The organism is Stenotrophomonas sp. CASM110 (genome assembly GCF_049384345.1).
Taxonomy (GTDB): Bacteria; Pseudomonadota; Gammaproteobacteria; order Xanthomonadales; family Xanthomonadaceae; genus Stenotrophomonas; species Stenotrophomonas muris.
Map to the genome: position 1 here is coordinate 136,950 of NZ_JBMRGI010000001.1, position 24,224 is coordinate 161,173.

Genomic DNA, 24,224 nt, shown 5'->3' on the forward strand with positions numbered 1-24,224 from the left:
ACCCAACTGATTCGCAGAATACACAGGGCCCGAACATATCGTCGGCGCGGTTGGCCTATGCTTGCGATACGGAATCTGGGGGGATTCGCTACAGGAGCAGCCAATGCCGATCAGGGCAGTCGCATACATAAGTGAAGCGGGCCCGGCCGTTGCGGGTGATCCTTTGGGCCTGCGCAGCGGGAAGCTGGACGACCTGGTCGATGATGCCTCCCGCTTCAACCGGAATGCCGGCGTTACCGGCGTACTGCTGTTCGATGGCGCCCGTTTCCTGCAGTACATGGAAGGACCCGAAGATGGCTTGAATGTGGCGTACTCGCGGGTACTCGGTGCTACAAGCCACACGGGACTGATCGAACTGCAGCGCGGCAGGGTAGGCAACCGGCGTCTCCCGTTCTGGCCGATGCGCTGGCTGCCGACGCAACCCGAGCAGTTGAAGAGTCTTGCCCGCGCGGACTGGTCAGGGTTCGCCCAGCGGACCGGTGACGATGCGCCAACCGAGACGGCGATGGATGTCCTGGCCAGGTTGGTGGAACCCTATGCCGTCGCGGCGTGATCGATCGGCCTAGCGGTCTCCATACCGCGCCGCCCAGGGCATCTCGCCGCTGCACGAATCGAGGTGCCCGGTGCGCATCACGCAGTACAGGCGGGCATCCGGGTCAGCACTGGCAGCGATGTAGTCCAGCGCCTCGGCGAGCATGCGGATGAACTGCGGCTCGGGATAGAACGCCGCCCAGGTGGGCAGCATTTCCTCCAGTTGCGCGATCATCAGGTCGATTTCCAGGTGCGTGCTCACTGCCTGGCCCTCCATGCAGCCACGTTAGCAACCACGCTGCAAGCAGAGGGTCGCGGTTCGCACAGGCGACGCAGGCATCGTGTCCATGCGGCACTCACCCCGTCTTGATCCTCACCGCGGCACTGCCACGCACGTGAGGATTTCCTGCACGGGCACGCCACCGTCGTTTCACCCGGCAGGGCGTATCAGGGAAGGCTCTCCGATGAACCTGCAAGGATCCTTTTCATGGCCGACCCGTCCCCGCGCGCCAGCTTATGGTCAGCTGACTCCGATCCGCACGGCTTCCGCCCGCTCGCCGGGGCCACGCGCGCGGACGTGCTCGTGGTCGGTGCAGGCATGACCGGCCTGTTGACCGCCGCCCGCTTGGCCGACAGCGGCCTGGATGTGGTGGTGGTGGATGCCGGCCCCATCGGCGGGCGCAACACGGTGATGTCAACCGGCAATCTTTACGCTCCCGTGTCCCGGATGGCAGACCTGATCGAGCGTTGGGGCGGTGACACGGCACGTCGTGTCGTGCAGTGGCGGCAACACGCGCTGCGTTCCATCGAAACACTGGTCCACCGCTACGATCTGCACTGTGGCTTCGAGCGCGTGGCCATGCAGTACGGCGTGCAGGAGCGTTCGCGCGAGGCCACGGCGCAGTTCGAACGCGAGCTGCAGGCCTACCAACGCGTTGGCCTGCATTGCGAGCACCGCCAATCCGGGCTGCCGTTCACCTTGGCCCACGCTTTCCGCGTTCCCGACCAGGCGCAGTTGCATCCGGCGGCGTTCTGCAGGGAACTGGCCCGTCATCTGGTGGGCCGCGTGCGCATCCACGACTGGACCCGGATCACCCGCATCGAGGCTTCAGCCGGAGTGGCGACGGCCCCTGGTGCCCGCATTCATGCCAGGCATTTTGTGCTGGCCACCCACTCGCCAGCAGGATTCAACCTGGTGCAGGCCGAAATGGAGGTGTACCGCGAATACGGCGTAGCGGTACCGGTGGCCAATCCGCCAGCGGCAGGCATTCACTGGATCGCCGACCGGCACCGCTCGCTGCGCGGGGTGCATGGCGCTGATGGCCGCGACTGGCTGGTGCTGGTCGGGGAGACACATCGCACTGGCGAAACCCCGGCGATGGATCCGGCCCAGCATCTGGTCGCCGACGCGCGTCGCAACTTCAGCGTGCAGGGCGAGCCGCTGTGCTGGTCCGCGCAGCAGTTCCGGGCCGCGGATCAGCTGCCCTACATCGGCAGCAGCGCGCACGACAATGTATGGGTCGCTACCGGCTATGGGCCGGACGGATTGACCTGGGCGGGCGTGGCCGCGCGCGCGATCACGGAGGGAATCACGGGAACGACCAGCGAGATCGAGCAGCTGCTCAGCCCCATGCGCTTTACTCCGCTGCGCTCGGCTGCAGGCTGGGCCCGCACCAACGCCACGGTTGCGCGGCACATGGTGGGCGATCGCCTTGGAACCGCGTCGTCGCGCGCTCCCAGCGAGCTGGGCCGCGGGTGCGGTGCGCTGCTGGACGTGGGCGGAGAGCGCACCGCGATCTACCGCGATGATGATGGCCAGCTGCACGCAATGTCGGCGCTGTGCCCGCACCTCAAGTGCGTCGTCCAATGGAATGGCCATGAACGCACATGGGACTGCCCGTGCCACGGCAGCCGCTTTTCCGCCACCGGGGCCCTGCTGGAGGGCCCCGCCAGGCAGGGCCTCACACCGGCGGCGCTGTAGGCCGCCGCCGCAAAGGTGACCTCAGGCTTCGGCGGTTGCATCCGCTTCGCAGGGCATGCAGCGCTCCTTCTTGGACTTGATGTCTGCAGCGGTCTTCGCCAGTGCCTCGTAGCGCTGGCGTATCTCTTCAAGATGGGCCGGCTCCATCGATTCCAGGTTCAGCAGCTCCTGGTTGGCGTCCTTGCTGACCCGGATCAGCTCATCCAGCTTGATGTGCAGCGCAGCGGTGTCAGCGTTCTGGGTATGCTGGATCAGGAATACCATCAGGAACGTCACGATGGTGGTGCCCGTGTTGACCACCAGCTGCCAGGTGTCATTGAAGTGGAAGGCCGGCCCGCTGGCGGCCCAGGCGATGATCACCCCCAGTGCCGCGACGAACGCCCCAAGACTGCCGGACAACCGCGCCGTGGCCGCCGCGACGCGCGCAAAGCCGCGCCGGATCACTGCTCACCTCCGCCGGCCTCCTCATCCGTTTCGCGGTCTGGCAGTTTGACCCGCTCACCCAGGCGCGCGGCCTGCTCGTCGGGCGTCGGGGCTGCGACGAAGGGCGAGATCGGGTCACTGGCCGGGAACGTCTCCTGCAACGCCTCTTCATGATTGCGATGGTTATGCAGCTTGGCCTGAAGCGGGCTGACCGGATCGGTGCGCTGTGCTTCCGGGTCCGGGTGGGGCAGGTCTTTCTGATCGCGTTGCATGGTGAATCTCCAGGTTGGGTCCCACTGCCGTAGTGGCGGGCCCAGCATAGGAGCCGCACTGTGAGCGGCTGCATCAAGGGTGCGGCAACGTGGCGTCAAGCCTTCAGCCAATGCAGGTTAACAATCAGCCGCGTGGCGCGGTTGGCGTCGGCCACCTGGTGTTCCGACGCTGCACGCAATCACACATCCCCTCACTCCATTCACCCTGCAACAGCGACAATAACCGCCCGTGTGCGCATGCACGTATTCCACTGATTGGCAGCAGGATCGCGAAGATGTCCAACACCCCCTTTGGCGAGTCGTCATGCGCAGCCGCGGCCAGCGGCTGCATCGAGGTCCGCGGCGCACGCGAGCACAACCTGAAGAACGTCGACGTCTCCATTCCACGCAATGCGCTGGTGGTGTTCTCCGGGGTATCGGGTTCGGGCAAATCCTCGCTGGCGTTCGGCACGGTCTTCGCCGAGGCCCAGCGGCGCTACTTTGAATCCGTCGCACCGTATGCGCGCCGCCTGATCGACCAGGCGGGCGTGCCCGACGTGGATGCCATCGACGGCCTGCCGCCGGCGGTGGCCCTGCAGCAGCAGCGCGGTGCCAGCAACGCACGTTCATCGGTGGGCAGCGTGACCACGCTGTCCAGCCTGGTACGCATGATGTATTCGCGTGCAGGCGCGTACCCGGCCCACCAGCCCATGCTGTACGCCGAGGACTTCTCGCCCAATACGCCGCAGGGGGCCTGCAGCACCTGCCATGGGTTGGGCCACGTCTACGAAGTGACCGAAGCGCTGATGGTGCCGGACCCGTCGCTGAGCATCCGCGAGCGCGCCATCGCCTCCTGGCCGCCGGCCTGGCATGGCCAGAACCTGCGCGACATCCTGGTCACGCTGGGCTACGACATCGACGTGCCGTGGAAGAAGCTGCCGAAGAAGGACCGGGAGTGGATCCTGTTCACCGAGGACACGCCGACCGTGCCCGTCTATGCAGGCTTCACGCCTGCCGAGACGCGTGCCGCACTCAAGCGCAAGCTGGAGCCCAGTTACATGGGCACCTACACCGGCGCCCGCCGCTACGTGCTGCACACCTTCGCCAACACCCAGAGCGCGCTGATGCGCAAGCGTGTCTCGCGCTACATGGAAGGCAAGCTGTGCCCCGCCTGCCAGGGCAAGCGACTGAAGCCCGAAGCGCTTTCGGTCACCTTTGCCGGTGTGGACATCGGCGAGTTCATGCGGCTGCCGCTGGATCAACTGGCCGGGCTGCTCGAGCCCATCGCGCAGGGTGACTTCAGTGCACACAGCCACGGCGCACGCACCCGCAGGAGTGCGACGCCCCGCGATCGCGCCAAGCGGGCAGCCACTGGCCGTGCGACCCACGAGGGCGCGCCCGATGTGCGGCTGACCTCGGCCCTGTCGGAGGAAAAACGCCTGGCCGCGCAGCGACTGGCGGGTGGGGTCATGGCGCGGGTACGGCAGCTGCGCGAGCTGGGCCTGGGGTATCTCTCGCTGGATCGCGCCACGCCCACGCTGTCGGCCGGCGAACTGCAGCGCCTGCGGCTGGCCACACAGCTCAGCTCGTTGCTGTTTGGTGTGCTGTACGTGCTCGATGAGCCCTCGGCCGGCCTGCATCCGGCCGACAGCCAGGCGCTGTACGACGCGCTGGACCGGCTGCGCGATGGCGGCAACTCGGTGTTCGTCGTTGAACACGATCTGGACCTGATGCGACGTGCACAGTGGCTGGTGGACGTGGGACCGCAAGCGGGCGAGCACGGCGGGCGCGTTCTCTACAGTGGCGAGCCCGACGGCCTGCGCCGCATCGAGGACTCGCGCACCGCGCGGTACCTGTTCGACCAGGTGCCTGCGCCTGCCAGCCGGCAACGCAGCGCCGACCGCTGGCTGGAGCTGAAGGGCATCCACCGCCACAACCTGCAGGGCGTGGACGCGCAGCTGCCGCTGGGAGTGCTGACCGCAGTGACCGGCATTTCCGGATCGGGCAAGTCCAGCCTGATGGCGCAGGCGCTGCCCGAGCTGATGCTGCTGCACCTGGGGCACGAGCCCGTGGACGACAGCGCCGACAGCACGCCCGAGGACGGGCCAACCGTGATCGAAGCGACGCGGGGCCAGCTTGCCGGAGCCGTGGACGCCATCCAGCGCGTGGTGCAGGTGGACCAGAAACCGATCGGCCGCACGCCACGCTCCAACCTGGCCACCTATACCGGCCTGTTCGATCACGTGCGCAAGCTGTTCGCCGCGACCCCCGACGCGCGACGCCGCCGCTTCGATGCAGGTCGCTTCTCGTTCAACGTGGCCAAGGGCCGGTGCGAGACCTGCGAAGGCGAGGGTTTCGTCAGCGTGGAACTGCTGTTCATGCCCAGTGTCTATGCGCCATGCCCCGCCTGCCATGGCGCCCGCTACAACGAGGCCACGCTGAAGGTGTTGTGGAACGGCCGCAACATTGCCGAAGTCCTGCAGATGACGGTCGACCAGGCACAGGCATTCTTCGACGGTGAGGAAGCCATCGCGCGGCCGCTGCAGCTGCTGCAGGAGATCGGCCTGGGCTATCTCAGGCTCGGTCAGCCGGCCACGGAGCTTTCAGGGGGCGAGGCGCAGCGCATCAAGCTGGCGACCGAGCTGCAGCGCAGCCAACGCGGCCGCACGCTCTATGTGCTGGACGAACCCACCACCGGCCTGCATGCGTTGGACGCAGACAGGCTGCTGGTGCAGTTGCAGCGGCTGGTGGACGCGGGAAACACCGTGGTGATGATCGAGCACGACATGCGGTCTGTCGCACAGGCCGACTGGGTGATTGACGTCGGCCCGGGCGCAGGCGGCGCAGGTGGAACCATCGTGGCGAAGGGTACGCCACGCCAGGTGGCCCGCGCCAAGGGCAGCAGGACGGCGCCGTTCCTTGCCAGGGAACTGGCGCTGTAGCGACGTCATCCCCGGCTATCGGACTCCACCACGCCGGGCATCTGCAAGCCGTTCGCCGATCAGGCGCCGCTCACATAGCGCGGCGCCGGCTGCGCACGCGAAAGGCCCGGTGCCATTGCCTTGCGTGCCTGCTCGAAGGCGTCCCACTCAGCGATGTCCGGAAGCGCGGGAATGGTCACAAGTTCACCCTGCGCCAGCCCGGCCAGGGACGCGTCCACCATGTCTTCGGCGCTCATCACGATGCCCTGTGGCAGGTGCTCCACCGGCAGGCCGGAAAGGTGCCAGAAGTCGGTTGCGGTGGCGCCCGGCAGGACGACCTGGACACGCACGCCCTTGTCGGCCAGCTCATGGTGGAGCGACTGCGAGAACGCCAGCACGAACGCCTTGCTTCCCGCGTAGACCCCGTTGAGCAGCTCCGGTGCCAGCGCGACGATGGAGGCGATGTTGATGATCGTGCCCCGGCCACGTGCCACAAACACCGGCGCTGCAGCATAGGCCAGGCGCATCGCGGCGTTCACGTTGAGCGTGATCATGCGCTCCATCTCGCCGATGTCCGACTGCAGCAGGGGCGCCGTAGCGCCGATACCGGCATTGTTGACCAGCACCTGGATATCCGCTCGGCCTTGAATGACCTTTTCAACTTCGGCACGCCCGTCGGAGGTGGTCAGATCCGCGGCGACGATGTCCACCGTGCGGCCGGTGCTGCGGGCCAGCGCTTCGGCCAGTTGGCGCAGGCGGTCGGCGCGTCGCGCGACCAGGATCAGGTCATGGCCGGCGTGGGCCAGGCGATCGGCATAGATCGCCCCGATGCCGGACGATGCGCCAGTGATGAGTGCGGTGCCGTGATGGGTAGGGTCGTTCACAGAGGTCAGTCCGAACCGGCGAACGTCGCCGGGGTCAGGGGAAATCTAGGCCGGCTTGTACGTGTCGTAAATGTCGTATATACCTCGTTTACGGCCACCCCTGAAAAACCGTCATGCCCAGTGTTGGATTTGTCCTGCCCGCCGGATTCCAGACCATGGCGATCGCCGCGGCGTCCGCCTTCGAACTGGCCAATGCCACCGAAGGCGCGCGCCTTTACGATCTGCACATGCTGTCCGAACAGGGCGGGCTGGTGCCCAGCTCGCTTGGCATGGCCATGCAGACAGCGCCGCTTGCGCAGCAGCCGCTGGATACCATGATCGTGGCCGGCCTGCTGGAGCCAGCCCCGTCCAGCGGCGCGCTGATCGATCCGATCCGCCACGCGGCCGCACGCACGCGCAGGACCGCGTCGGTGTGCACCGGCGCGTTCCTTCTCGGCGAAGCGGGGTTGCTGGACGGGCGCCGCGCCACCACGCACTGGTTCCACGCACGTGCGCTCAGGCAGCGCTTTCCCGCCGCGCAGGTGGAGGAAGACCGCATCTTCATCACCGATGGCCCGATCTGGACCTCCGCCGGCATGAGCGCGGGGCTGGACCTGGCGCTTGGCATGATCGAGCAGGACTTCGGTGCGGATCTGTGCAGGGCGGTGGCCCGGAAGCTGGTGATCTACCATCGGCGCGGAGGCGGGCAGTCCCAGCATTCGGTGCTGCTCGAGCTGGATGCCCGGTCTGATCGCATCCAGAACGCGCTGACCTTTGCACGCCGCAATCTGCGCGCCACCTTGTCGGTTGAAGAACTGGCGCAGGCCGCGCATCTGAGCACCCGCCAGTTCAGTCGCGCGTTCCGCGAGGAAACCGGACAATCCCCCGCCAAGGCAGTGGAGGGCCTGCGGGTGGAGGCCGCTCGCGTGTTGATCGAGCAGAGCCGCTACACGATGGATGAAGTGGCGACTGAAACGGGCTTCGGTGATACCGAACGCATGCGACGTGCCTTCCTGCGCGCCTTCGGCCAGCCGCCGCAATCGCTGCGGCGCAACGCACGGGGCGGGGCGGACTGAGTGTTCATGGCTGGATTCATGGGATGATGCACCACTGCGCCCGACTGCCACTACATGCACACACTGACCGATCCCCACCTGCTGAATGACATCGCTGAGATCGGCCGTATTGAAGCAGTGCCGCGCATCCTTGAAACCGTCGCCCATATCACAGGCTCAAGATTCACCGCGATTGCCCGGGTGACAGAAACCACGTGGACCGCCTGCGCCACCCTGGACACCCTGGGGTTCGGGCTCGTTCCGGGCGGGCAGCTGGTCCTCGAAACCACCCTCTGTGACGAGATCAGGCAGTCATCGACCTCCGTGGTGTTCGCGCACGCCAGTGCACATCCGCTGTATTCCAAACACCATACGCCCAGGATCTATGGGCTGGAGAGTTACGCCTCCGTGCCGATCCATCGGCCGGATGGAAGTTTCTTCGGCACCCTGTGTGCCATTGATTCGTCGCCGGGCAACTTTGATGAGGCGCATGTCCAACGATCCATGGAGCTGCTTGCCGACCTCGTTGGCAACTACCTCGACAAAGAGGATCAGCTGCTGGAGGCAGAGACAGCCCTTTCAACGGCACAGCGTGTTTCCGATCTGCGCGATCAGTTCATCGCGGTGCTGGGCCATGACCTCCGCAGCCCGCTGCAGGCCATCAGCGTGGCCGCCGATTCACTGGAACGTGAGGCAACATCCGAGCGCCAGCAGCGGATGCTCGCGCACATCGCCGCCGGCGTCACCCGGATGGATGGCCTCATCGGTGATGTGCTTGATTTCGCCAGGGGGCGGCTGGGAGGAGGCATTCCGGTCTCGCTCCAGGAAAGCCACACCTTGCAGGCGGAGTTTGAACAGGTTGCAGAAGAAGTGGCGATCGCTACCGGTCGGCAGGACATCAACGTCCAGATGCGGATCGAAGGTGGCGTGGTCTGCGACACCGGCAGGCTGTCGCAGCTGCTGGCCAACCTGCTGACCAACGCAGCCCAGCACGGCGAGCGTTCCGCCCCAGTCACGCTGAGGGTTCAGGCCGCATCCCATCGCCTCACGCTGGATGTGCATAACGCCGGCTGCATTGCGCCTGAGCGGCTGGGGACGATTTTCAGCCCGTTTTCGCGTGAGCAGGGCGAGCTGCCCAGGCCAGGGCTTGGCCTGGGCATCTACATTGCATCGGAAATTGCCAAGTCCCACGGCGGCACACTGGACGTGCAGTCGAGTGAGAGCGACGGCACCGTGTTCACATTCCAGATGCCGACCGCGGCGCGTCCATGAAGGTGGGCGCCAGGCAACAGAAGGGCTCCGGCACCGCGCCGGAGCCCTGGCCACTCACTTTTCCTGCAGGAACGTCAGCAGGTCCTGGTTGACCTTGTCCTTGTGGGTGTCGGTCAGGCCATGCGGCGCACCCGGGTAGACAATCAGCCTGGCGCCCTTGATCAGTTTCGCTGACTGGCGGCCAGAGATATCGATCGGCACGATCTGGTCGTCGTCACCGTGGATCACCAGGGTGGGGACATCGAACTTCTTCAGGCCGGCGCGGAAATCGGTGGCCGAGAACGCGGCGATCGAATCGTAGGTGTTCTTGTGGCCGCCCTGCATGCCCTGCGCCCACCACGCATCGATCAGCCCCTGCGACACCTTCGCACCGGGGCGGTTGAAGCCATAGAACGGGCCCGACGGAATGTCCCGGTACAGCTGCGCGCGGTTCTCCATCTGTGCCTTGCGGATGCCATCGAACACTTCGATCGGCAGGCCGTTGGGGTTGTCGGCGGTCTTCAGCATGAACGGCGGCACCGAGCTGATCAGCACGGCCTTCTTGACCCGGCCGGTGCCATGCCGGCCGATGTAGCGCGCCACTTCGCCACCACCGGTGGAGAAGCCCACCAGGGTCACATCGTGCAGGTCCAGTGTGTTGATCACCGTGGCCAGGTCATCGGCGTAGTGATCCATGTCGTTGCCGTCCCACGGCTGGCTGGAGCGCCCGTGGCCGCGACGGTCATGCGCGATGACGCGGTAGCCATGGTTGGCCAGGAAGATCATCTGCGACTCCCAGCTGTCCGAATTCAACGGCCAGCCATGGCTGAAGGTCACGACCGGGCCGTCCTTCGGGCCCCAGTCCTTGTAGTACAGCTGCACGCCGTCGGCGGTGGTGATGTAGCTGGCAGTGCGCGCGATGGCGGTGACCGGAGCCGGCTTGGCCGGTTCGGCGGCCTGCGCGGACAGGCCGGCCTGGACCGAGAGGGCGAGGGCGGCAACGGCCAGGGTACGGGCGAAGGTGTTCATGCGGAAACTCTCATGGGTGGGTGGTGAGACGTACTTTGCGCCTGCGATCAGGCGTCCGGGTGATGAACTGTCCTGATTTCTTGATAGATCGTCTTGCACGGATGTGCGCGTACGAATCGATCGCGATCGCCTGTTGACAAGGTGGAACGGCCGTTCTACCTTGCAGCCATGAGCAAGGTCACCACCGACACCCAACAGAAGATCCTGGCCACGGCCGAGGCGCTGATCTACCAGAACGGGATCCACGCCACCGGCATGGACCTGCTGGTGAAGACCTCGGGCGTGGCGCGGAAGAGCATCTACCGCCACTTCGAGAACAAGGACGACGTGGCCGCCGCTGCATTGAAGGCGCGCGACGTGCGCTGGCTCGCCTGGTTCCGGCATGAGTGCGAGAAGGCGGACAGCCCGGAAGCACGCATCCTCGGCATGTTCACCGTGCTCAAGAACTGGTTCCAGTCCGAGGGCTATCGCGGTTGCGCCTTCATCAATACCGCAGGGGAGGTCGGCGACCCTGCCGATCCGATCCGGGAAATCGCGCGGAATCACAAGCAGAAGCTGCTCGATTACACGCGGGAACTTACCGAACAACTGGATGTTGAGCAGCCGGCGGACCTGGCCCGTCAGCTGCTGATCCTGATGGAAGGCGCCATCACCCTGTCGCGTGTGATGGGTGACTACAGCGCCGCAGACACCGCGAAGGATGTCGCGAAGCTGTTGTTGGAACAGGCCAATCGTTAGCGCCTGGGTACGCCAGATCCTTTGAAGCAACCCGTATATCCATTTCGATTGGAGGTCTCCCCGTGTCCGCAGAACAGCCCCGTCCGCCACTTCCTCCGTTCACCCTCGAATCGGCCATGCAGAAGGTGCGCCTTGCCGAGGATGGCTGGAATTCCCGCGATGCCGACAAGGTGTCGCTTGCCTATTCGCTCGACACCCAGTGGCGTAACCGTGCCGAATTCACCAATGGCCGGGAGGAAGCCCGGCAGTTCCTGGCACGCAAATGGAACAAGGAACTCGAGTACCGCCTGATCAAGGAGCTGTGGGCCTTTACCGAAAACCGCATTGCTGTCCGCTACGCGTACGAATGGCGCGACGACTCCGGCAACTGGTTCCGTTCCTATGGAAATGAGAACTGGGAATTCGGCGCGGATGGCCTGATGCAGCGCCGCTTCTCGTGCATCAACGACCTGCCGATCAAGGAGAGCGACCGCAAGTTCCATTGGCCGCTGGGGCGTCGCCCGGATGGTCACCCGGGGTTGTCGGAGCTGGGTATGTGATTCCCGCTGAGGCGCCTTCCGAAGCGCGCTCAGGTACGATGGGGCGGCCGGCATCTGCGCCGGCCGGGGCAGGGGCGCAATGGACATGCAGGCAGGGGGCGGCGTCGATCCGCCGGCAACGACCGATTCGCAGGAACTGACATTCCACTGGCTCTATCAGCGGGTGCAGGGTTTGGTTGAGCACAGCATCTACCCGAAGGCGGGCAGGGTGGAGACGTGGGCGTTCCGCATCGGCATGGGTGCGGCGATCGTCGGCATTCTCACAGGCCAGCTTCCGGATCGATGGCTGCCTGTTGGCGTAGTGCTCCAGGTGGTTGTTGCCTGCCTGGCAATCGAAATTGGAGGGTTCATTGTCGGGGGCGTCCTGGCCGCCCGCAGGGGCATTCGCCAGTTCAGTCAGCCTCGGCTCTCGCACGCGCGGGAGATGGATGGCGATTTCGCGCACTGGCAAGCGGTGGTGACCGAGCTTCGCGGATTCCCGCGCGTCCAGCGCGAGCGGCGCCTCAAGTACGTCAGTCACCTGCGCACAAACATGATTGAGCGCATGGGCATGATGTATGGCGGGCTGCAGCGGCTTGGACCATTCCCGCTGTTGATTGCCCTCTACCTGCAGTTCCGCGGATGGAAATGGGGCGACTGGGCGGGCGCTTTCGACGTTGGCCTGCTGGGCGCACTGCTTATCTTCGCCATGGTGCTGCTGTACCTGCTGGGCTGGATGCTGATCGGCCTTCGCACCAGGCTGGATACCTACGTGGCATTGTTGGAGGGCTCTATCCACGAGCCCGAACCCTCGAAGCCAGCGCCTTGAGGGACAAACAGAACTATGAGCCATCCGGTGAGGCATACGCATGGCTCAAGAGTGCCGCGCTGAAGAGTAAAAGTCGCGGTTGCCTGCCTTGGCAGGGTCGTACATTTCGCCGACTTCACAGACCTGTACCCCGCAGATGGGCATAGTGCACTTTGGGTAGTGTGAGCGCGTCCATCCAGCCACGGGATTTTCCCGAACGCCAGGAGGTCACTGTGCCAAGTTGTGATGAAGGAATGAAGTTGACGCGTCGCCAGGTGATCGCCGGCGGTGTCACGACCGTGGCAATGTCCGCCGCACCGGGGGCGTCATCGCTCGCCGCCGAACTGGCGACGCCCCCGCCGCCCAGGCCGCCGGTCATCAGCACGGTGGCCTTGACCGTCAACGGCAAGCGGCGGGAGCTTGAGCTCGACACGCGGACTACGCTGCTTGATGCCCTGCGCGAACATCTGAAGCTGACCGGGACCAAGAAGGGCTGCGACCACGGTCAATGCGGTGCCTGTACCGTGCTGGTCAACGGTGAGCGCATCAATGCCTGCCTCAGCCTGGCGGTGCAGCACCAGGGCGATGCCATCACCACCATCGAAGGCCTCGGAACCCCCGATGACCTGCATCCGCTGCAGGCCGCCTTCATCAAGCATGACGGCTACCAGTGCGGGTACTGCACGCCGGGGCAGATCTGCTCGGCGGTGGCGGTACTGGACGAGATCAAGCGGGGTGTCCCCAGTCATGTGCAGGCAGACGTCAGCGCACGGCCCCGGGCCACCAACATGGAGATGCGCGAACGCATGAGCGGCAACCTCTGCCGCTGCGGAGCCTATTCCAATATTGCCGAGGCGATGGAAGAGGTTGCAGGCGTGACCCCTGCAGGGAGGCGCGCATGAGGGCCTTCAGTTACGAACGCGCGAAATCCCCGGCCGAGGCCGCCAAGGCCGTCGCCGGTATCGAGGGCGCGAAGTTCCTGGCCGGAGGGACCAACCTGCTCGACCTGATGAAGCTGGAGGTCGAGACGCCAGCGCACCTGGTCGATGTGCAGGACATCGGCCTGGACAGGATCGAACCCACCGACGAGGGCGGCCTGCGCATCGGCACGCTGGTCACCAATACCGCGCTGGCCTCGCATGAGCGCGTGCGCCGCGACTACGCGGTGCTGACCCGCGCGATCGTGGCAGGCGCCTCCGGGCAGCTGCGCAACAAAGCCACCACCGGCGGCAACCTGCTGCAGCGCACGCGCTGCCCGTATTTCTACGATCCCCATCTGCCCTGCAACAAGCGCCTGCCCGGATCAGGGTGCGGCGCACTCGAGGGGTTCTCCCGGCAGATGGGCGTGATCGGCACCTCGGACAGCTGCATCGCGACCTATCCGGGCGACATGGCGGTGGCCCTGCGGGTGCTGGACGCCTCGATCCAGACCGTCAGCGGTGACGGCAGTACGCGCAGCATCCCGATTGCCGATTTCCATCGTTCCCCCGGCGACAGGCCGCAGCAGGACAACGTGCTGCAGCGCGGTGAGCTGATCACCCACGTCACGCTGCCGGAGCCCCTGGGCGGTCGGCACGTGTACCACAAGGTACGTGACCGCGCGTCCTATGCGTTCGCACTGGTGTCGGTCGCCGCGGTCGTGCAGCGAGACGGTTCGGCGCGGTTCGCCTTCGGTGGAGTTGCGCCGAAGCCGTGGCGCGTCGAGGCAGCCGAACCGCTGCTGCGCGACGGCGTAAAGGCCGCGGCCCGGCAGGTGTTCGCCGGCGCCCGTCCGACGCGGGAGAATGCGTTCAAGATCGCTCTCGCCGAGCGCACCCTCGCAGCCGTGCTGGTGGAAGGAGAGCGCTGATGCCCCTTGAATTCAACGCCCCCGCCGGCGACAACCTGTTCGACAAGGCCAAGGTCGTCGGCAAACCGACGCCGCGCATCGACGGTCCGCGCAAGACCACCGGCACCGCCCCCTATGCCTACGAGCGCCACGACGTGGCGCCGAACCAGGCCTACGGCTACATCGTCGGTGCGGGCATCGGCAAGGGGCGCATCATTTCGATGGATGCCTCCCGCGCGCGTGCCGCGCCCGGCGTACTGGCGGTCATCACCGCACCGGAGACCAAGCCGGTCGGCAAATCGAACTGGAACAATGCGCCGCTGTTCGGTGGACCCGAAGTGGCCCACTACCACCAGGCCATCGCCTGCGTGGTGGCAGAGACCTTCGAGCAGGCCCGCGCCGCCGCGGCGCTGATCCGCACCCGCTACGAGCGCAGCAAGGGCCGCTTCGATTTCCCGGCCCTGGCACCGACCGCGCCGCTGGCAAAGGGGCGAGACGGCAAGCCCGAGCGGCAGGCGCTGGGCGATTTCGACACCGCCTACGCGAGCGCCGCGGTCAAGCTCGACGAGACTTATCACACCTCCGACGAAAGTCATTCGATGATGGAGCCGCACGCCACCATCGCCGCCTGGGAGGGTGACACGCTCACGCTGTGGACGGCGAACCAGATGATCGACTGGGCCAGGCAGGGCATGGCGGCGATCCTCGGCATCGACCCTGCCAAGGTGCGCGTGGACTCGCCCTATATCGGCGGCGGCTTCGGCGGCAAGCTGTTCATCCGCGCCGACGCGGTGCTGGCCGCGTTGGCGGCCAAGCAGGTCGGGCGACCGGTGAAGATCGCGCTGCAACGCCCGTTGATGCCCAACAACACCACGCACCGGCACGCCACCCTCCAGCGCGTGCGGATCGGCTGCGGAAAGGATGGCCGGATCTCCGCCATCGCCCATGAGAACTGGTCGGGCAACATCAACGGCGAGGATGGCGAAAACGGCACCCTGCAGACGCCCAAGCTCTATGCAGGCGCCAACCGCCTGGTGGCCAACTACATCGCCACGCTCGACATGCCCGAAGGCAATGCGATGCGCGCACCGGGTGAAGCACCGGGCCACATGGCGCTGGAAGTGGCGATGGACGAAATGGCCGAGAAGCTGGGCCTCGATCCGATCGCGTTCCGCATCCTCAACGAGCCCGAGGTCGTGCCCGGCGATCCGTCCAAGAAGTTCTCCGACCGCAACCTGGTGCGCTGCCTGCGCGAAGGCGCGGAGCGCTTCAACTGGAACAAGCGCAATGCCAGGCCGGCGCAGGTCAGGGAAGGGCATTGGCTGGTCGGCATGGGCGTGTCCGCGGGCTATCGCGGCGCACCGACGATGAAGTCGGCGGCGCGGGTCCGGCTTGACGGCCAGGGCGGGGTGGTTGTCGAGACCGACATGACCGACATCGGCACCGGCTCCTACACGATCATCGCGCAGACGGCAGCCGAGACCATGGGCGTGCCGCTGGACCAGGTCCAGGTCACCCTCGGTGACTCCCGTCATCCCGCCTCCGCCGGTTCCGGCGGCCAGTGGGGCGCGGCAAGCTCCACCGCGGGCGTGTACGCGGCGTGCATCAGCCTGCGCCGCAAGGTGGGCGAGAAACTCGGCTTCGACGGCGACACCGCAGACTTCGCCAATGGCCGCATCCAGGCGGGTGGTCGGACCATCACGCTGGCGGAGGCGGGAACCCTGTCGGCGGAGGACGGCATTGCCTTCGGCGACTTCAAACAAGGCTACGACGTCGGCACCTATGCAGGACATTTCTGCGAGGTCGCCGTGCATGCCTACACTGGAGAAACGCGCATTCGCCGCATGCTTGCCGTATGCGATGGCGGCCGCATCCTCAATCCGCTGTCTGCACGCAGCCAGGTCATCGGCGGGATGGTGATGGGTGCGGGCGCGACCCTGATGGAGGAGCTGGTGGTCGACAAACGGCTTGGTTTGTTCATCAACCACGACCTGGCCGGCTACGAGGTTCCCGTGCACGCCGACATCCCGTACCAGGAGGTGGTCTTCCTCGACACGCTGGATCCGGTGATCTCGCCGATGAAGGCCAAGGGTGTGGGTGAACTGGGCATCTGCGGGGTTGGCGCCGCGATCGCCAATGCGATCTACAACGCAACCGGCGTGCGCGTGCGCAAATATCCCATCACCCTGGACAAGCTGTTGCCCGGCTTGCCCGACGTAGGCTGACGTTGCGCATGGACCGACCCGTAGCCTCACCCGCGCTGGAAGCTTCAGCGGCAGGCGGAGGGGAGCCCGGCGATCTTGCCGAGGACCTGTCCGCAGCGCCGGGCTTCCTCACCGAGGGCAGCCCGCGCGGCGTACTCGAGACGGCCTTGACGCGCATGCGCGCGGGGGAGCACGCCGTGCTCGCGCTGGTGCTGGAAACCGATGGCTCCACCTACGCCGGTGCCGGCGACATGGTGCTGTTCTGCAACGGCAGCCAGGTCGGCTGGCTGAGCGGCGGATGCCTGGAGCCCGAGCTCGCGCGACGCGCGGAGCAGGTGAGCGCGGCAGGGCGGGTCGACTGGATCGAAATCGACACCCGCAGTGACGACGACCTGTTGAGCGGGTCCGCGCTCGGCTGCCGCGGCCGGCTTCGGATTGCGCTGCTGCCGTTGCGTGCCATGGCCGGCATCGACAACGTCATCGAGGCTTGGTTGCGCGAGGGCGTGTCACTCCAGCGCGACCTTCGCAGGTCGGGGCAGGTCGTTTTCCGTGCCGGCCATCGCGAGCAGGCGTGGCAGCTGCATCCGATGGAGGGTACACAGCCCTTTGGCGAGGGCGCGTGGCGTTTGCCGTTGCCCCGGCTCCCGCGGGCCCTGGTATTGGGGGGCGGTCCCGAAACGCCCTTCCTGGTTCCGCTGCTGCGCGGCCTGGGGTGGCGGGTCAGCGTGGCCGAACGGCGAGCGCGCTGGGCCCCAGCCGGGCAGTGCGCGGATGCGCATCTTCAGACCAGCCCGGCCGAGGCCCTTCATGGCGACCAGTGCGACGCGGCACTGGTGATGCATCACGATTTCGAACTGGACCGGGAGGCGCTGGTGGCCCTGGCTGATACCAACGTCGCGTTCATTGGACTGCTGGGTCCGCGGCGAAGGCGCGAGGACCTGTTCAAGCTGCTGACACCGGATCAGCGCCACCGCGTTTCCCCCAGACTTCGATCACCGGTCGGCCTGGACATCGGCGGCCGAGGGCCAGAGGCGATTTCGCTCAGCATCGCCGCGCAGCTGCAGCAATGGCGAAGCGCGCACGGCAGGTGACTGACGCGCATGCGGTCGTCGTGCTGGCTGCCGGCGGGAGCACCCGACTTGGCCAGCCCAAGCAGCTTCTGACCCGGCAGGGCGAGACCCTGGTACACCGCGTGGTGCGGTTGGCGCGCGAGCTCGCGCCAGCGCAGGTACTGGTCGTGGTGGGCGCGAACGCACAGGCAGTGACATCCAGCATTGCCGGGCTGGATGCCACACCGGTAACCAACCACCACTGGGAACGCGGCCTGGCGAGCAGCCTGCAGGTTGCCGGCGCGCATCTGCTGCCCACGGTGACCGCGGTGATGGTCGTGGCATGCGACCAGCCCGCAATCGAGCGCTCCCATCTGCAGGCGCTGCTTTCGGGTGCCCGCGCCGCAGCGTCAACGTGCGCGGGCACCCGCCACGCAAATGCGCTTGGCGTTCCCGCAGTCGTGCCGCGCGCCTGGTTCACCCCTGTCGGTGCAGCCGGTGACCGGGGCTTCGGAGCGCGCCTGCGGCAACTTCCTGTCGATACGGTGCATGTCCTGCAGGCACCGGAACTGGGCCTGGATATCGATACGCCAGAAGATCTTGCGCGTGCGCGCGATGCGGGCTGGATCGATGCCGGGAGGTGACCCGCATGGTCACTGGCCCAATGCCTGGCTCGCAGGTGACGAGCGGCAGGGCTGGAGCCCGAACCCTCGCTGCCCGCAGCCCTGTAGAGTCGAGCCATGCTCGACTACGGCACGCCACATCGCGCCCCATCAGGCACATCACTAGCAAGAATCTGCAGCACACGATCCAACAGAACAGGCTCCGGCACGCCAGCCAGTACCTGCTCCAGGTAATCCAACGGCTCCAACTGCCATTGAAGCAACGCACCAAGCTGCACAATGGCGGGCGCCCGCTGCTCCGCGTCCAGTGAGACCTGCAACAGCAGATGGTGCGAGCGCCTCTCCAGCCACAGCACGGGTATGCCCCGGCAAAGAACCTGGAACTCGGCATCTCGGTGCCGCTCTACGAACTGGAAGCCCTGTCGTGGCCGAGAGTCCACGAACTGCATCGCCTGGCGGCGCAGTTGTGAGAATCGATCGTCGTTGATGTTTTGGAACGCGACAGGCGAGGGCACTAGCGTCGCCGGCCACTGCGCCTGTGCCGCAACCACCACCACAAGACAGAGCGCGTTGGCCGCCCAGCGGCACCACGCCACTCACCCCTCCGGATGCAGGCGCGTACTGGCGTGTGCGGTAAGGCCGATGCCAGCCATGATCAGGCCCTCCATGACGCGAGGGCCGACGTACTGCTCCAGCTCACCGTTCTCGCGGGCACGCTGCGCGGCCAGCAGGATCTCCAGCACCACGCGCAGACCGGCCAGCGAGCAATCGGTATCCGCCAGGGCGATACGTCGGCCGGGCATCTGATGGCGCTCTGGCCAGGGCTGGCCATCGGAGGCGGCGCCCGAGCCGATGCTGTGCAGCAGGGCGATGAGGGTGTTCGGGTCCAAGGCAGGGCCGTTGGCGGGCGCGTCGTGGATCGGGTGCGGGGCAGGGGAGTGGGGCTGGGTCATGGCTGGGCTCCTTGCGTGCATGCAGAAGCCGCCACCGATAAAGGTGGCGGGCGGTGCGAGGTTCGAAACCCGGTCTACGCTAAACCGGCAGGCACAAGGCCTCCACGCACCGCCCGCCATAGTCGGCCGACGGATTGCCAGCCGGCACCACCTGAGGGGTGATGCCGGCTGGCAAGCGTTTACTTCAGCGTAGAACCGGGGTTTCGAATCCCGGCCACCCGTTTCCGGTGGCACGCAAAGGAATACGCCCGGTTGTGCGCGATGCCAATGCAGTAAGGCCGATGCCGTCACCACTTTCAACATTTTCAGAATCGTTGCATATGGCGCAACGGGGCTGGAGCCTTGTGCTGCAAGGTTGTTGTCGGTGTCGGCGGTGCACACCTTACGAGTGTCGGCATCCGCCCGGCGAGGCTATGAGCGAGGCGGATGCGACAGGATCGCCAAAGGCCGCCAGGCGTCAGTAGCCCTTCAACGCAACCTTGGTTCGCTCCAACCACACGGCATTGTGGCTGCGCGCGTGCCGCGACCAGTGCTGGGCATCATCGATGATGCTGGCGAACAGGCTGCGGGCCTGCTCGCGGTCGTCGGGCTGCGGCTGTGCCATCAGCCACTCGGCGTACAGGCAGCGAGCGGCCGCATCGTTTCCGCATTCCACGGCCCGCTCGAACGCGGCGCGGGCTCCGGGTGCTTGGGCGGCAGCCAGTGCCTGCGCGTAAAGCAGCGTCTGTTCCGGCTTGCGGCGTACATCCGGATGGCGGGCGAACAGGCTGTCCAGTGTCTCCGCCGCAAGCGCGGGCTGCCCGGAATCGAGGCGGGCACGCGCCAGGCCGGTCAGAATGTAGGGATCGTCGCCCAGCGGCGAGCTGGCTGCCTGCTCAAGCAGTGTTCTGGCTTCCTCGGCCTGGCCGGCATCCAGCAGCGTCATGCCCAGGCGAACCCGATTCTGCACGGTGGGCGTACGCGCCAGTTCGGCACGCGCGTTGCGCAGGTCCTGGCCCGGGTCCATGAGCTGCTTGGCGGAACGGACGACCTGCCGGGCGCCGCGCGAGTTGCGGACTTCCGGGAAGTAGATCGCCAGGAAGTAGACGACGCTGCCGAGCAAAGGGAACGAGAAGAGCAGGATGAGCCAGTAGAGGCTCTGGCCCGAGCGGATGGTGTGCACCGCGAAGTAGATGGCCGCCAGTACGTGGAGTCCGATTCCGATATAGGGCATGTGTGCCGCCTCGTCCTTGTGAGGGGTGGAACTATAGTGGGGGAGGGGTGGGGCGCCAATGGGCGGGGTGATCGGGCGTGACGCGTCACGTTAATAGGGTGGGTTCTGCGAGGTGGAGCGCTGCATGCCACTATGTGGCGGGGCTGCATTGATGGAATGGGATACATGGAACGTACGCAGAAGACGCTAACGATGGCTGATGTTGCTGGATGGGGTTCGGCGCTCGTCACGTTCGGGCTGATTCAAGGGGCCTTTTATCTAAAGGCGTATTGGGGGCACTTCGGCCTGGATCCCTTTCAGTTTGTCGCCGTAAGCGAGCTTGCGCTGGCAGGGCTAGCGGGGATCGGCATGGTGTTGTTCTTCATACTGATTGCGCTGCTGCTTGGAGGGTGGGTCGAGGGGAAGGTGACAGCGACGCCGTCCCCAGCCAATCTGCTGATGTGGCTGACCCTGGCTCTTTGTCTTGTTGGAATGGGCGCCTTGCTTTGGTGGTCCAATGCCTGGCCAGTTTTGATAGGTGTGGCGCTGACGGGCATATGTGCAATGGCAGTACGCCTGTCCCCAGTGTTGCCGGCCGCCGTGAAGAACTCGCCGTGGCTGGTCTATGCGCTCGTGATGATTGTCTATGTCCCGATCTCGTCAAACTGGCTTGGCTTCGAACGCGCCAAGGCGATTACTTCTGGCAGCAGCAAGTACACGGTCAATGTGACTATTGATGAGAGGGTGCAAGGTAGCCTGGGTTTGGTGGGGCGCTTGGGGGACAGCTATGTGTTTTGGGCGCCGGCGCAGAAGGCTGCAATTCTTGTGCCTGTGGCTGACGTGAGCAGGCTGGAGATCCAGGGAAGGCCCGTTTTGCCTGCCAAGTCAGTCCAGTCGCGATAGCTGCCTTGAACGCCATCTGTACCCCGGATTCGGAAGCATGCCAACGCAGTCGGCGGCCGGACTGAGGGCAGCTCCGAACTACGCGGGAGGGGAAAAGGAACTGCCAAGCCAAGCTCTGGCTGGCTCCGGGATACTTACGCTCCAAGGCGTCGGGCAATGGAGCGAATCCGGCGCCTCGCGCGAGATCTTGCTTGTGCAAGATCGCCACGCTAAGCAATTGCCGCTGCAACGAGTGCTGTAGTCGATCGGGCAGCACGGTGGATCGGTCCTTGCCACCTTTCCCCGCCCGGACGTGGATCAGGCAGGCTTTTAAATCTATATCTTTGACTCTGAGCGTCATGCACTCAGTCACCCGAAGTCCCGACCCATAGAGCAGGTGGGCCATTAGGGACACTATCCCGTCCATCTGCGCCAGGGCATCGACCACTTCGTCCACGCTCAACACGACTGGCAGACGATCCCTGCGCTGGATGCGCTGTAATCCGCTCAGGTGACCAACCTCTTCCTCTAAGACATCGCGGTAGAGAAACAACAGTGCGTTGAGGGCTTGAGATTGTGCAGAAGCCGAAACAGCCCCCACTACAGCCAAGTGATTGATGAAAGCGACGATGCCAAGTGTCCCAACCACACGTGGATGCTGGCGGCTATGAAAAAAGATGTACTTGCGAATCCAGAATCGGTACGCTTTTTCAGTCCGGCGACTCAGATGTCGTCGCCGACACACCGGAGATACCTGATCCATGAGTCGCAAAGGCGGTGGGGGGGGGTAGGGTTACCCCATGAGGGTCGCCCCGGTTGGGGTCAAATGCTGGCAGCATACCGCCGGCAAGGAGCTGCGTGGGTCCGGTTATACGTACGCTTGTTAGCCGGACCCAGTCGTCCTAAGATCAAGCTGTTTCAAGGGAAATTCCCACCATACGGTGCTTTGCGAGTAAGTCGTATAACCGGGTTCGGGGGTCCGTCTATTAGGTAGTTAGACCAGCAAGGAGAGATTGCGCATGGCCACAAAGAAAGCCGCAGGAGCACCTCGAAACAAGAAGAACTTGATTCCCATGGGGGCTACGAAAGTTGCCGTATACGCTTCGCCGCGTGTGTCGAAGGCATTGGATGAGGTCACTGAGGATATGACACTCTATCACGGCGTGCGCCTGGCTCAAGTAATTGAAGCTGTGTACAAGCAGGGCCAAAAAGACGGCGCGCGCAATGCTATTGAGCACTTGGATAAGCTTGTCGGTGACGTGAAAAAGGCCGTTCCACATCGCAATCCAGGCCAGCCAAAGAAGAACAAGAAATAGTTGGTCTAACAGCTCATTCAAGCCGACGCCGCATCGCGGCGCGGCTTAACTCAAGGTGTTGGGCCCCATGAGAACGGTCTGCCACCTTCAACAGGACATCGAAGCAATTGCAAACATGCAGCGCGCTTCGCTCGATACTGGGCCCGTTGGGCTACTTATTGCGCATGGTCTAATCGGTTCCAGTGAGTGGTGGTCAAAAGTCGAATCTGGAGCCCTTGCCTCCAATCTATCCGCCGCGAGATTGCTGGTTTTTGGCCCGGTCAGTGGGGAGATGGCCCAGCAGAGTTCGAGCTTAGAACTAGCGACGGGGATCGTTCAAAGTGGTTATGCGAACTGCCACCGTCGCGGGCGATAACGAAGTTTCTTATTGGGCGCCATGTGGAGGTATCGTACGTTGAGCAACAACTTATGACTGCACTTGAGGGCAACGGTAATGAAAAAAAACATCACCGTCAGTGTTGCTCTCACCTAGGCCGGTGTCGCGTGGCCGGTGGGCCTTCTACTGCTACTACGTGGGCCATCTGGCCTGCCTCGGGCTGACCGCCCTTGTTCTCGCGCCATGAAGCTTCCGGAGCCGCGGGCCGCGGTCAGGACAGGACCTCAACTGAGGCAGTAAGCTTCGCCCAAGATCAGGGGGAAGCCATGTTCACAAGGATTGCAGCCGGATTGCTGCTGTGTGTATTTGTCGCGCCTGCGACGGCCCAGCAGATTTACAAGTGCGTCACGAAAGCCGGGACGGACTATCAATCAACCCCGTGTGCGAACGGCGAGGCGGCCAGGACGTGGGCTGTGGAGGTCGCGCCTCGACCCGAGGGCGTCATTGAGAATGAGCGTCGTTTGGACGCCATTCGACAGCAGAGTTCAGCGTCTGTCACGCCTCGGCCTGCACCAACGCGGCCTGTCTATCGGAAAGGTGGTGGTGGCGCACGACTCCACAACATTTCTCAGTACAAGGACCCGGAAGCATGCGAGGCGGCCAAGGCCGAGCGAGAGCGTGTTTTCCGCATGTACGGCTCCAATCGGCCTTACATGGTCGGTCGCCGCATGGATGACATGGTGTGGTCTGCGTGCAAGTAGTAGCAAGTTCCGTCTCTCTGGCTCTCCATGGAATTTCTCATCGCATAGGGGTGTGCAAGTGGCTGATACTCTGACGATTCTGAAGGATTTCGTTATCCCGGCAGGTGGTGTTGTTTTCGGATCGATCGTTGGCTGGTTTGGTTCTAGTCGATCAACCTCGCGCGCCATCGATGCGCAGGACACGCGAGATAGGAATGCGGAAATGTCCGAGATTCGTGCGATTCTGCAAGCAATTCGCGATGAGGTTCAGACACTCGCTGAGGTGCACATGGAGGGTGGGGGTCGCAACATCAAGGAAGCGCCTAGCAACGCGCCCATCGCAATGTTCTATCCCATCTCTGACCACTACTTCACAACCTTTGAAGCAAACGCGTCGCGTATTGGGAAGGTGACCGACGCTGCCATCCGGCGACAGATCATTCGGACCTACGTCCTGTTTAAGTCGTTGGTTGACACGATCAGGCTCAACAATCACTTCACTGGAAAGCTTGAATCGGCTGAGACCGCCCACCGTAATTGCACACCAGATGAAGTTGAGGCAAAGGAGCGGGAGTGTGTCCTCCATTGGCAACAGATGACCGCGTATGCCCCCCAGCTAAAGGCCTCGAACGATCGCGCGATGGATGCGTGCGCAGCATTGATTTCGGCGATCGACGGATGGCTGAAACGGGAAGCTGTTTAAGCCAGCGGGGTGATCAACGGGGTGTAGGGGCAGGGCCCCTACGGAAGCG

Annotated in this window: 25 protein-coding genes and 1 pseudogene; 17 read left to right on the plus strand and 9 right to left on the minus strand. The window is 64.8% G+C overall.

The features are described from left to right. Nucleotides 1–103 precede the first annotated feature (103 nt). The gene (locus tag VG561_RS00675; protein ID WP_126412216.1) at nucleotides 104–553 is read left to right on the plus strand and encodes a BLUF domain-containing protein; all 450 of its coding nucleotides are present in this window, start codon (nucleotides 104–106) and stop codon (nucleotides 551–553) included. 9 nt (nucleotides 554–562) lie between these two features. Here the strand turns inward: VG561_RS00675 and VG561_RS00680 are convergent, their stop codons facing one another. Continuing rightward, nucleotides 563–793 carry a hypothetical protein gene (locus VG561_RS00680; protein ID WP_142234729.1) on the minus strand — a complete coding sequence of 77 codons (231 nt, stop codon included), beginning with the start codon at nucleotides 791–793 and terminating at the stop codon, nucleotides 563–565. Between the two features lie 225 nt (nucleotides 794–1,018). On the opposite strand from VG561_RS00680, the gene VG561_RS00685 reads away from it, so the two are divergent. After that, nucleotides 1,019–2,512: an FAD-dependent oxidoreductase gene (locus VG561_RS00685; RefSeq protein ID WP_262093937.1), complete on the plus strand. Its 1,494-nt coding sequence runs from the start codon at nucleotides 1,019–1,021 to the stop codon at nucleotides 2,510–2,512. A 21-nt stretch (nucleotides 2,513–2,533) separates the two neighbouring features. Here VG561_RS00685 and VG561_RS00690 read toward each other — a convergent pair whose 3' ends face one another. Together VG561_RS00690 and VG561_RS00695 are read right to left on the minus strand one after the other, a co-directional pair. Further along, complete coding sequence (locus VG561_RS00690; RefSeq protein ID WP_014647164.1) at nucleotides 2,534–2,956, minus strand: low affinity iron permease family protein; 423 nt, start codon at nucleotides 2,954–2,956, stop codon at nucleotides 2,534–2,536. Continuing rightward, nucleotides 2,953–3,207, minus strand: coding sequence for a hypothetical protein (locus VG561_RS00695; protein ID WP_014647163.1), 255 nt, complete (start codon nucleotides 3,205–3,207; stop codon nucleotides 2,953–2,955). Before VG561_RS00695 ends, VG561_RS00690 begins: the two co-directional genes overlap by 4 nt. Before the next feature lie 275 nt (nucleotides 3,208–3,482). Between VG561_RS00695 and VG561_RS00700 the strand changes: the two genes are divergently transcribed. After that, entirely contained in the window at nucleotides 3,483–6,128 is a 2,646-nt protein-coding gene (locus VG561_RS00700; RefSeq protein WP_262093939.1) for an excinuclease ABC subunit UvrA, read from the plus strand. A 59-nt stretch (nucleotides 6,129–6,187) separates the two neighbouring features. Here VG561_RS00700 and VG561_RS00705 read toward each other — a convergent pair whose 3' ends face one another. After that, nucleotides 6,188–6,991: an SDR family NAD(P)-dependent oxidoreductase gene (locus VG561_RS00705; RefSeq protein ID WP_032962419.1), complete on the minus strand. Its 804-nt coding sequence runs from the start codon at nucleotides 6,989–6,991 to the stop codon at nucleotides 6,188–6,190. 155 nt (nucleotides 6,992–7,146) lie between these two features. Between VG561_RS00705 and VG561_RS00710 the strand changes: the two genes are divergently transcribed. Continuing rightward, nucleotides 7,147–8,046 carry a GlxA family transcriptional regulator gene (locus VG561_RS00710; protein ID WP_229653766.1) on the plus strand — a complete coding sequence of 300 codons (900 nt, stop codon included), beginning with the start codon at nucleotides 7,147–7,149 and terminating at the stop codon, nucleotides 8,044–8,046. 54 nt (nucleotides 8,047–8,100) lie between these two features. Further along, a complete protein-coding gene (locus VG561_RS00715) occupies nucleotides 8,101–9,297 on the plus strand; it encodes a GAF domain-containing sensor histidine kinase (RefSeq protein WP_262093940.1) in 1,197 nt (398 codons plus the stop codon). Nucleotides 9,298–9,351: 54 nt separating this feature from the next. Here the strand turns inward: VG561_RS00715 and VG561_RS00720 are convergent, their stop codons facing one another. Then, complete coding sequence (locus tag VG561_RS00720) at nucleotides 9,352–10,305, minus strand: alpha/beta fold hydrolase (protein ID WP_423179274.1); 954 nt, start codon at nucleotides 10,303–10,305, stop codon at nucleotides 9,352–9,354. Between the two features lie 168 nt (nucleotides 10,306–10,473). Here VG561_RS00720 and VG561_RS00725 point away from each other — a divergent pair, with 168 nt between their 5' ends. The 8 genes from VG561_RS00725 (at nucleotide 10,474) to VG561_RS00760 (ending at nucleotide 18,094) form a co-directional block, all read left to right on the plus strand. Then, the gene (locus VG561_RS00725) at nucleotides 10,474–11,043 is read left to right on the plus strand and encodes a TetR family transcriptional regulator (RefSeq protein ID WP_262093942.1); all 570 of its coding nucleotides are present in this window, start codon (nucleotides 10,474–10,476) and stop codon (nucleotides 11,041–11,043) included. Nucleotides 11,044–11,159: 116 nt separating this feature from the next. Next, entirely contained in the window at nucleotides 11,160–11,582 is a 423-nt protein-coding gene (locus VG561_RS00730; protein ID WP_423179275.1) for a DUF1348 family protein, read from the plus strand. A gap of 79 nt (nucleotides 11,583–11,661) precedes the next feature. Then, on the plus strand, nucleotides 11,662–12,390 hold the full coding sequence (locus VG561_RS00735; RefSeq protein ID WP_262093945.1) for a hypothetical protein: 729 nt from the start codon (nucleotides 11,662–11,664) through the stop codon (nucleotides 12,388–12,390). A 233-nt stretch (nucleotides 12,391–12,623) separates the two neighbouring features. Continuing rightward, complete coding sequence (gene paoA / locus VG561_RS00740) at nucleotides 12,624–13,271, plus strand: aldehyde dehydrogenase iron-sulfur subunit PaoA (protein ID WP_046430654.1); 648 nt, start codon at nucleotides 12,624–12,626, stop codon at nucleotides 13,269–13,271. After that, nucleotides 13,268–14,218, plus strand: coding sequence for an FAD binding domain-containing protein (locus VG561_RS00745; protein ID WP_180834672.1), 951 nt, complete (start codon nucleotides 13,268–13,270; stop codon nucleotides 14,216–14,218). Before paoA ends, VG561_RS00745 begins: the two co-directional genes overlap by 4 nt. Further along, nucleotides 14,218–16,422 carry an aldehyde oxidoreductase molybdenum-binding subunit PaoC gene (gene paoC, locus VG561_RS00750; RefSeq protein ID WP_262093947.1) on the plus strand — a complete coding sequence of 735 codons (2,205 nt, stop codon included), beginning with the start codon at nucleotides 14,218–14,220 and terminating at the stop codon, nucleotides 16,420–16,422. Before VG561_RS00745 ends, paoC begins: the two co-directional genes overlap by 1 nt. Before the next feature lie 8 nt (nucleotides 16,423–16,430). Then, nucleotides 16,431–17,492, plus strand: coding sequence for an XdhC family protein (locus tag VG561_RS00755; RefSeq protein ID WP_423179276.1), 1,062 nt, complete (start codon nucleotides 16,431–16,433; stop codon nucleotides 17,490–17,492). Then, nucleotides 17,468–18,094, plus strand: a complete 627-nt coding sequence (locus VG561_RS00760; RefSeq protein WP_262093948.1) for a nucleotidyltransferase family protein — start codon at nucleotides 17,468–17,470, stop codon at nucleotides 18,092–18,094. Before VG561_RS00755 ends, VG561_RS00760 begins: the two co-directional genes overlap by 25 nt. 104 nt (nucleotides 18,095–18,198) lie before the next feature. Here VG561_RS00760 and VG561_RS00765 read toward each other — a convergent pair whose 3' ends face one another. From VG561_RS00765 to VG561_RS00775, 3 genes are all read right to left on the minus strand, one after another. Next, on the minus strand, nucleotides 18,199–18,669 hold the full coding sequence (locus tag VG561_RS00765) for a hypothetical protein (RefSeq protein WP_075076888.1): 471 nt from the start codon (nucleotides 18,667–18,669) through the stop codon (nucleotides 18,199–18,201). Then, the gene (locus VG561_RS00770; protein ID WP_010485758.1) at nucleotides 18,670–19,026 is read right to left on the minus strand and encodes a hypothetical protein; all 357 of its coding nucleotides are present in this window, start codon (nucleotides 19,024–19,026) and stop codon (nucleotides 18,670–18,672) included. Nucleotides 19,027–19,483: 457 nt separating this feature from the next. Beyond that, a complete protein-coding gene (locus VG561_RS00775; protein WP_423179277.1) occupies nucleotides 19,484–20,239 on the minus strand; it encodes a tetratricopeptide repeat protein in 756 nt (251 codons plus the stop codon). A gap of 165 nt (nucleotides 20,240–20,404) precedes the next feature. On the opposite strand from VG561_RS00775, the gene VG561_RS00780 reads away from it, so the two are divergent. Beyond that, entirely contained in the window at nucleotides 20,405–21,121 is a 717-nt protein-coding gene (locus VG561_RS00780) for a hypothetical protein (RefSeq protein WP_423179278.1), read from the plus strand. Between the two features lie 52 nt (nucleotides 21,122–21,173). On the opposite strand, the pseudogene VG561_RS00785 reads toward VG561_RS00780, so the two are convergent. After that, nucleotides 21,174–21,863, minus strand: a pseudogene (locus VG561_RS00785) (phage integrase N-terminal SAM-like domain-containing protein); the annotation flags it as partial. Nucleotides 21,864–22,119: 256 nt separating this feature from the next. Here VG561_RS00785 and VG561_RS00790 point away from each other — a divergent pair. The 3 genes from VG561_RS00790 to VG561_RS00800 all read left to right on the plus strand — a co-directional run bounded on the left by VG561_RS00790 (nucleotide 22,120) and on the right by VG561_RS00800 (nucleotide 24,175). Further along, the gene (locus VG561_RS00790; protein WP_150826607.1) at nucleotides 22,120–22,416 is read left to right on the plus strand and encodes a hypothetical protein; all 297 of its coding nucleotides are present in this window, start codon (nucleotides 22,120–22,122) and stop codon (nucleotides 22,414–22,416) included. Nucleotides 22,417–23,058: 642 nt separating this feature from the next. After that, a complete protein-coding gene (locus VG561_RS00795; RefSeq protein WP_423179279.1) occupies nucleotides 23,059–23,493 on the plus strand; it encodes a DUF4124 domain-containing protein in 435 nt (144 codons plus the stop codon). Between the two features lie 58 nt (nucleotides 23,494–23,551). Then, nucleotides 23,552–24,175 (plus strand): hypothetical protein, encoded by a 624-nt coding sequence (locus VG561_RS00800; protein ID WP_262093956.1) that lies wholly within the window; start codon nucleotides 23,552–23,554, stop codon nucleotides 24,173–24,175. Nucleotides 24,176–24,224 lie beyond the last annotated feature (49 nt).

What these genes read in the sequence shown, in the direction of transcription:
- VG561_RS00675 (WP_126412216.1), top strand. Translation starts at nt 104, where the DNA reads ATGCCGATCAGGGCAGTCGCATACATAAGTGAAGCGGGCCCGGCCGTT.
- VG561_RS00685 (WP_262093937.1), top strand. Translation starts at nt 1,019, where the DNA reads ATGGCCGACCCGTCCCCGCGCGCCAGCTTATGGTCAGCTGACTCCGAT.
- VG561_RS00695 (WP_014647163.1), bottom strand. Translation starts at nt 3,207, where the DNA reads ATGCAACGCGATCAGAAAGACCTGCCCCACCCGGACCCGGAAGCACAG.
- VG561_RS00700 (WP_262093939.1), top strand. Translation starts at nt 3,483, where the DNA reads ATGTCCAACACCCCCTTTGGCGAGTCGTCATGCGCAGCCGCGGCCAGC.
- VG561_RS00710 (WP_229653766.1), top strand. Translation starts at nt 7,147, where the DNA reads ATGGCGATCGCCGCGGCGTCCGCCTTCGAACTGGCCAATGCCACCGAA.
- VG561_RS00715 (WP_262093940.1), top strand. Translation starts at nt 8,101, where the DNA reads ATGCACACACTGACCGATCCCCACCTGCTGAATGACATCGCTGAGATC.
- VG561_RS00720 (WP_423179274.1), bottom strand. Translation starts at nt 10,305, where the DNA reads ATGAACACCTTCGCCCGTACCCTGGCCGTTGCCGCCCTCGCCCTCTCG.
- VG561_RS00725 (WP_262093942.1), top strand. Translation starts at nt 10,474, where the DNA reads ATGAGCAAGGTCACCACCGACACCCAACAGAAGATCCTGGCCACGGCC.
- VG561_RS00730 (WP_423179275.1), top strand. Translation starts at nt 11,160, where the DNA reads ATGCAGAAGGTGCGCCTTGCCGAGGATGGCTGGAATTCCCGCGATGCC.
- VG561_RS00735 (WP_262093945.1), top strand. Translation starts at nt 11,662, where the DNA reads ATGGACATGCAGGCAGGGGGCGGCGTCGATCCGCCGGCAACGACCGAT.
- paoA (WP_046430654.1), top strand. Translation starts at nt 12,624, where the DNA reads ATGAAGTTGACGCGTCGCCAGGTGATCGCCGGCGGTGTCACGACCGTG.
- VG561_RS00745 (WP_180834672.1), top strand. Translation starts at nt 13,268, where the DNA reads ATGAGGGCCTTCAGTTACGAACGCGCGAAATCCCCGGCCGAGGCCGCC.
- paoC (WP_262093947.1), top strand. Translation starts at nt 14,218, where the DNA reads ATGCCCCTTGAATTCAACGCCCCCGCCGGCGACAACCTGTTCGACAAG.
- VG561_RS00755 (WP_423179276.1), top strand. Translation starts at nt 16,431, where the DNA reads ATGGACCGACCCGTAGCCTCACCCGCGCTGGAAGCTTCAGCGGCAGGC.
- VG561_RS00760 (WP_262093948.1), top strand. Translation starts at nt 17,468, where the DNA reads ATGGCGAAGCGCGCACGGCAGGTGACTGACGCGCATGCGGTCGTCGTG.
- VG561_RS00770 (WP_010485758.1), bottom strand. Translation starts at nt 19,026, where the DNA reads ATGACCCAGCCCCACTCCCCTGCCCCGCACCCGATCCACGACGCGCCC.
- VG561_RS00775 (WP_423179277.1), bottom strand. Translation starts at nt 20,239, where the DNA reads ATGCCCTATATCGGAATCGGACTCCACGTACTGGCGGCCATCTACTTC.
- VG561_RS00780 (WP_423179278.1), top strand. Translation starts at nt 20,405, where the DNA reads ATGGAACGTACGCAGAAGACGCTAACGATGGCTGATGTTGCTGGATGG.
- VG561_RS00790 (WP_150826607.1), top strand. Translation starts at nt 22,120, where the DNA reads ATGGCCACAAAGAAAGCCGCAGGAGCACCTCGAAACAAGAAGAACTTG.
- VG561_RS00795 (WP_423179279.1), top strand. Translation starts at nt 23,059, where the DNA reads ATGTTCACAAGGATTGCAGCCGGATTGCTGCTGTGTGTATTTGTCGCG.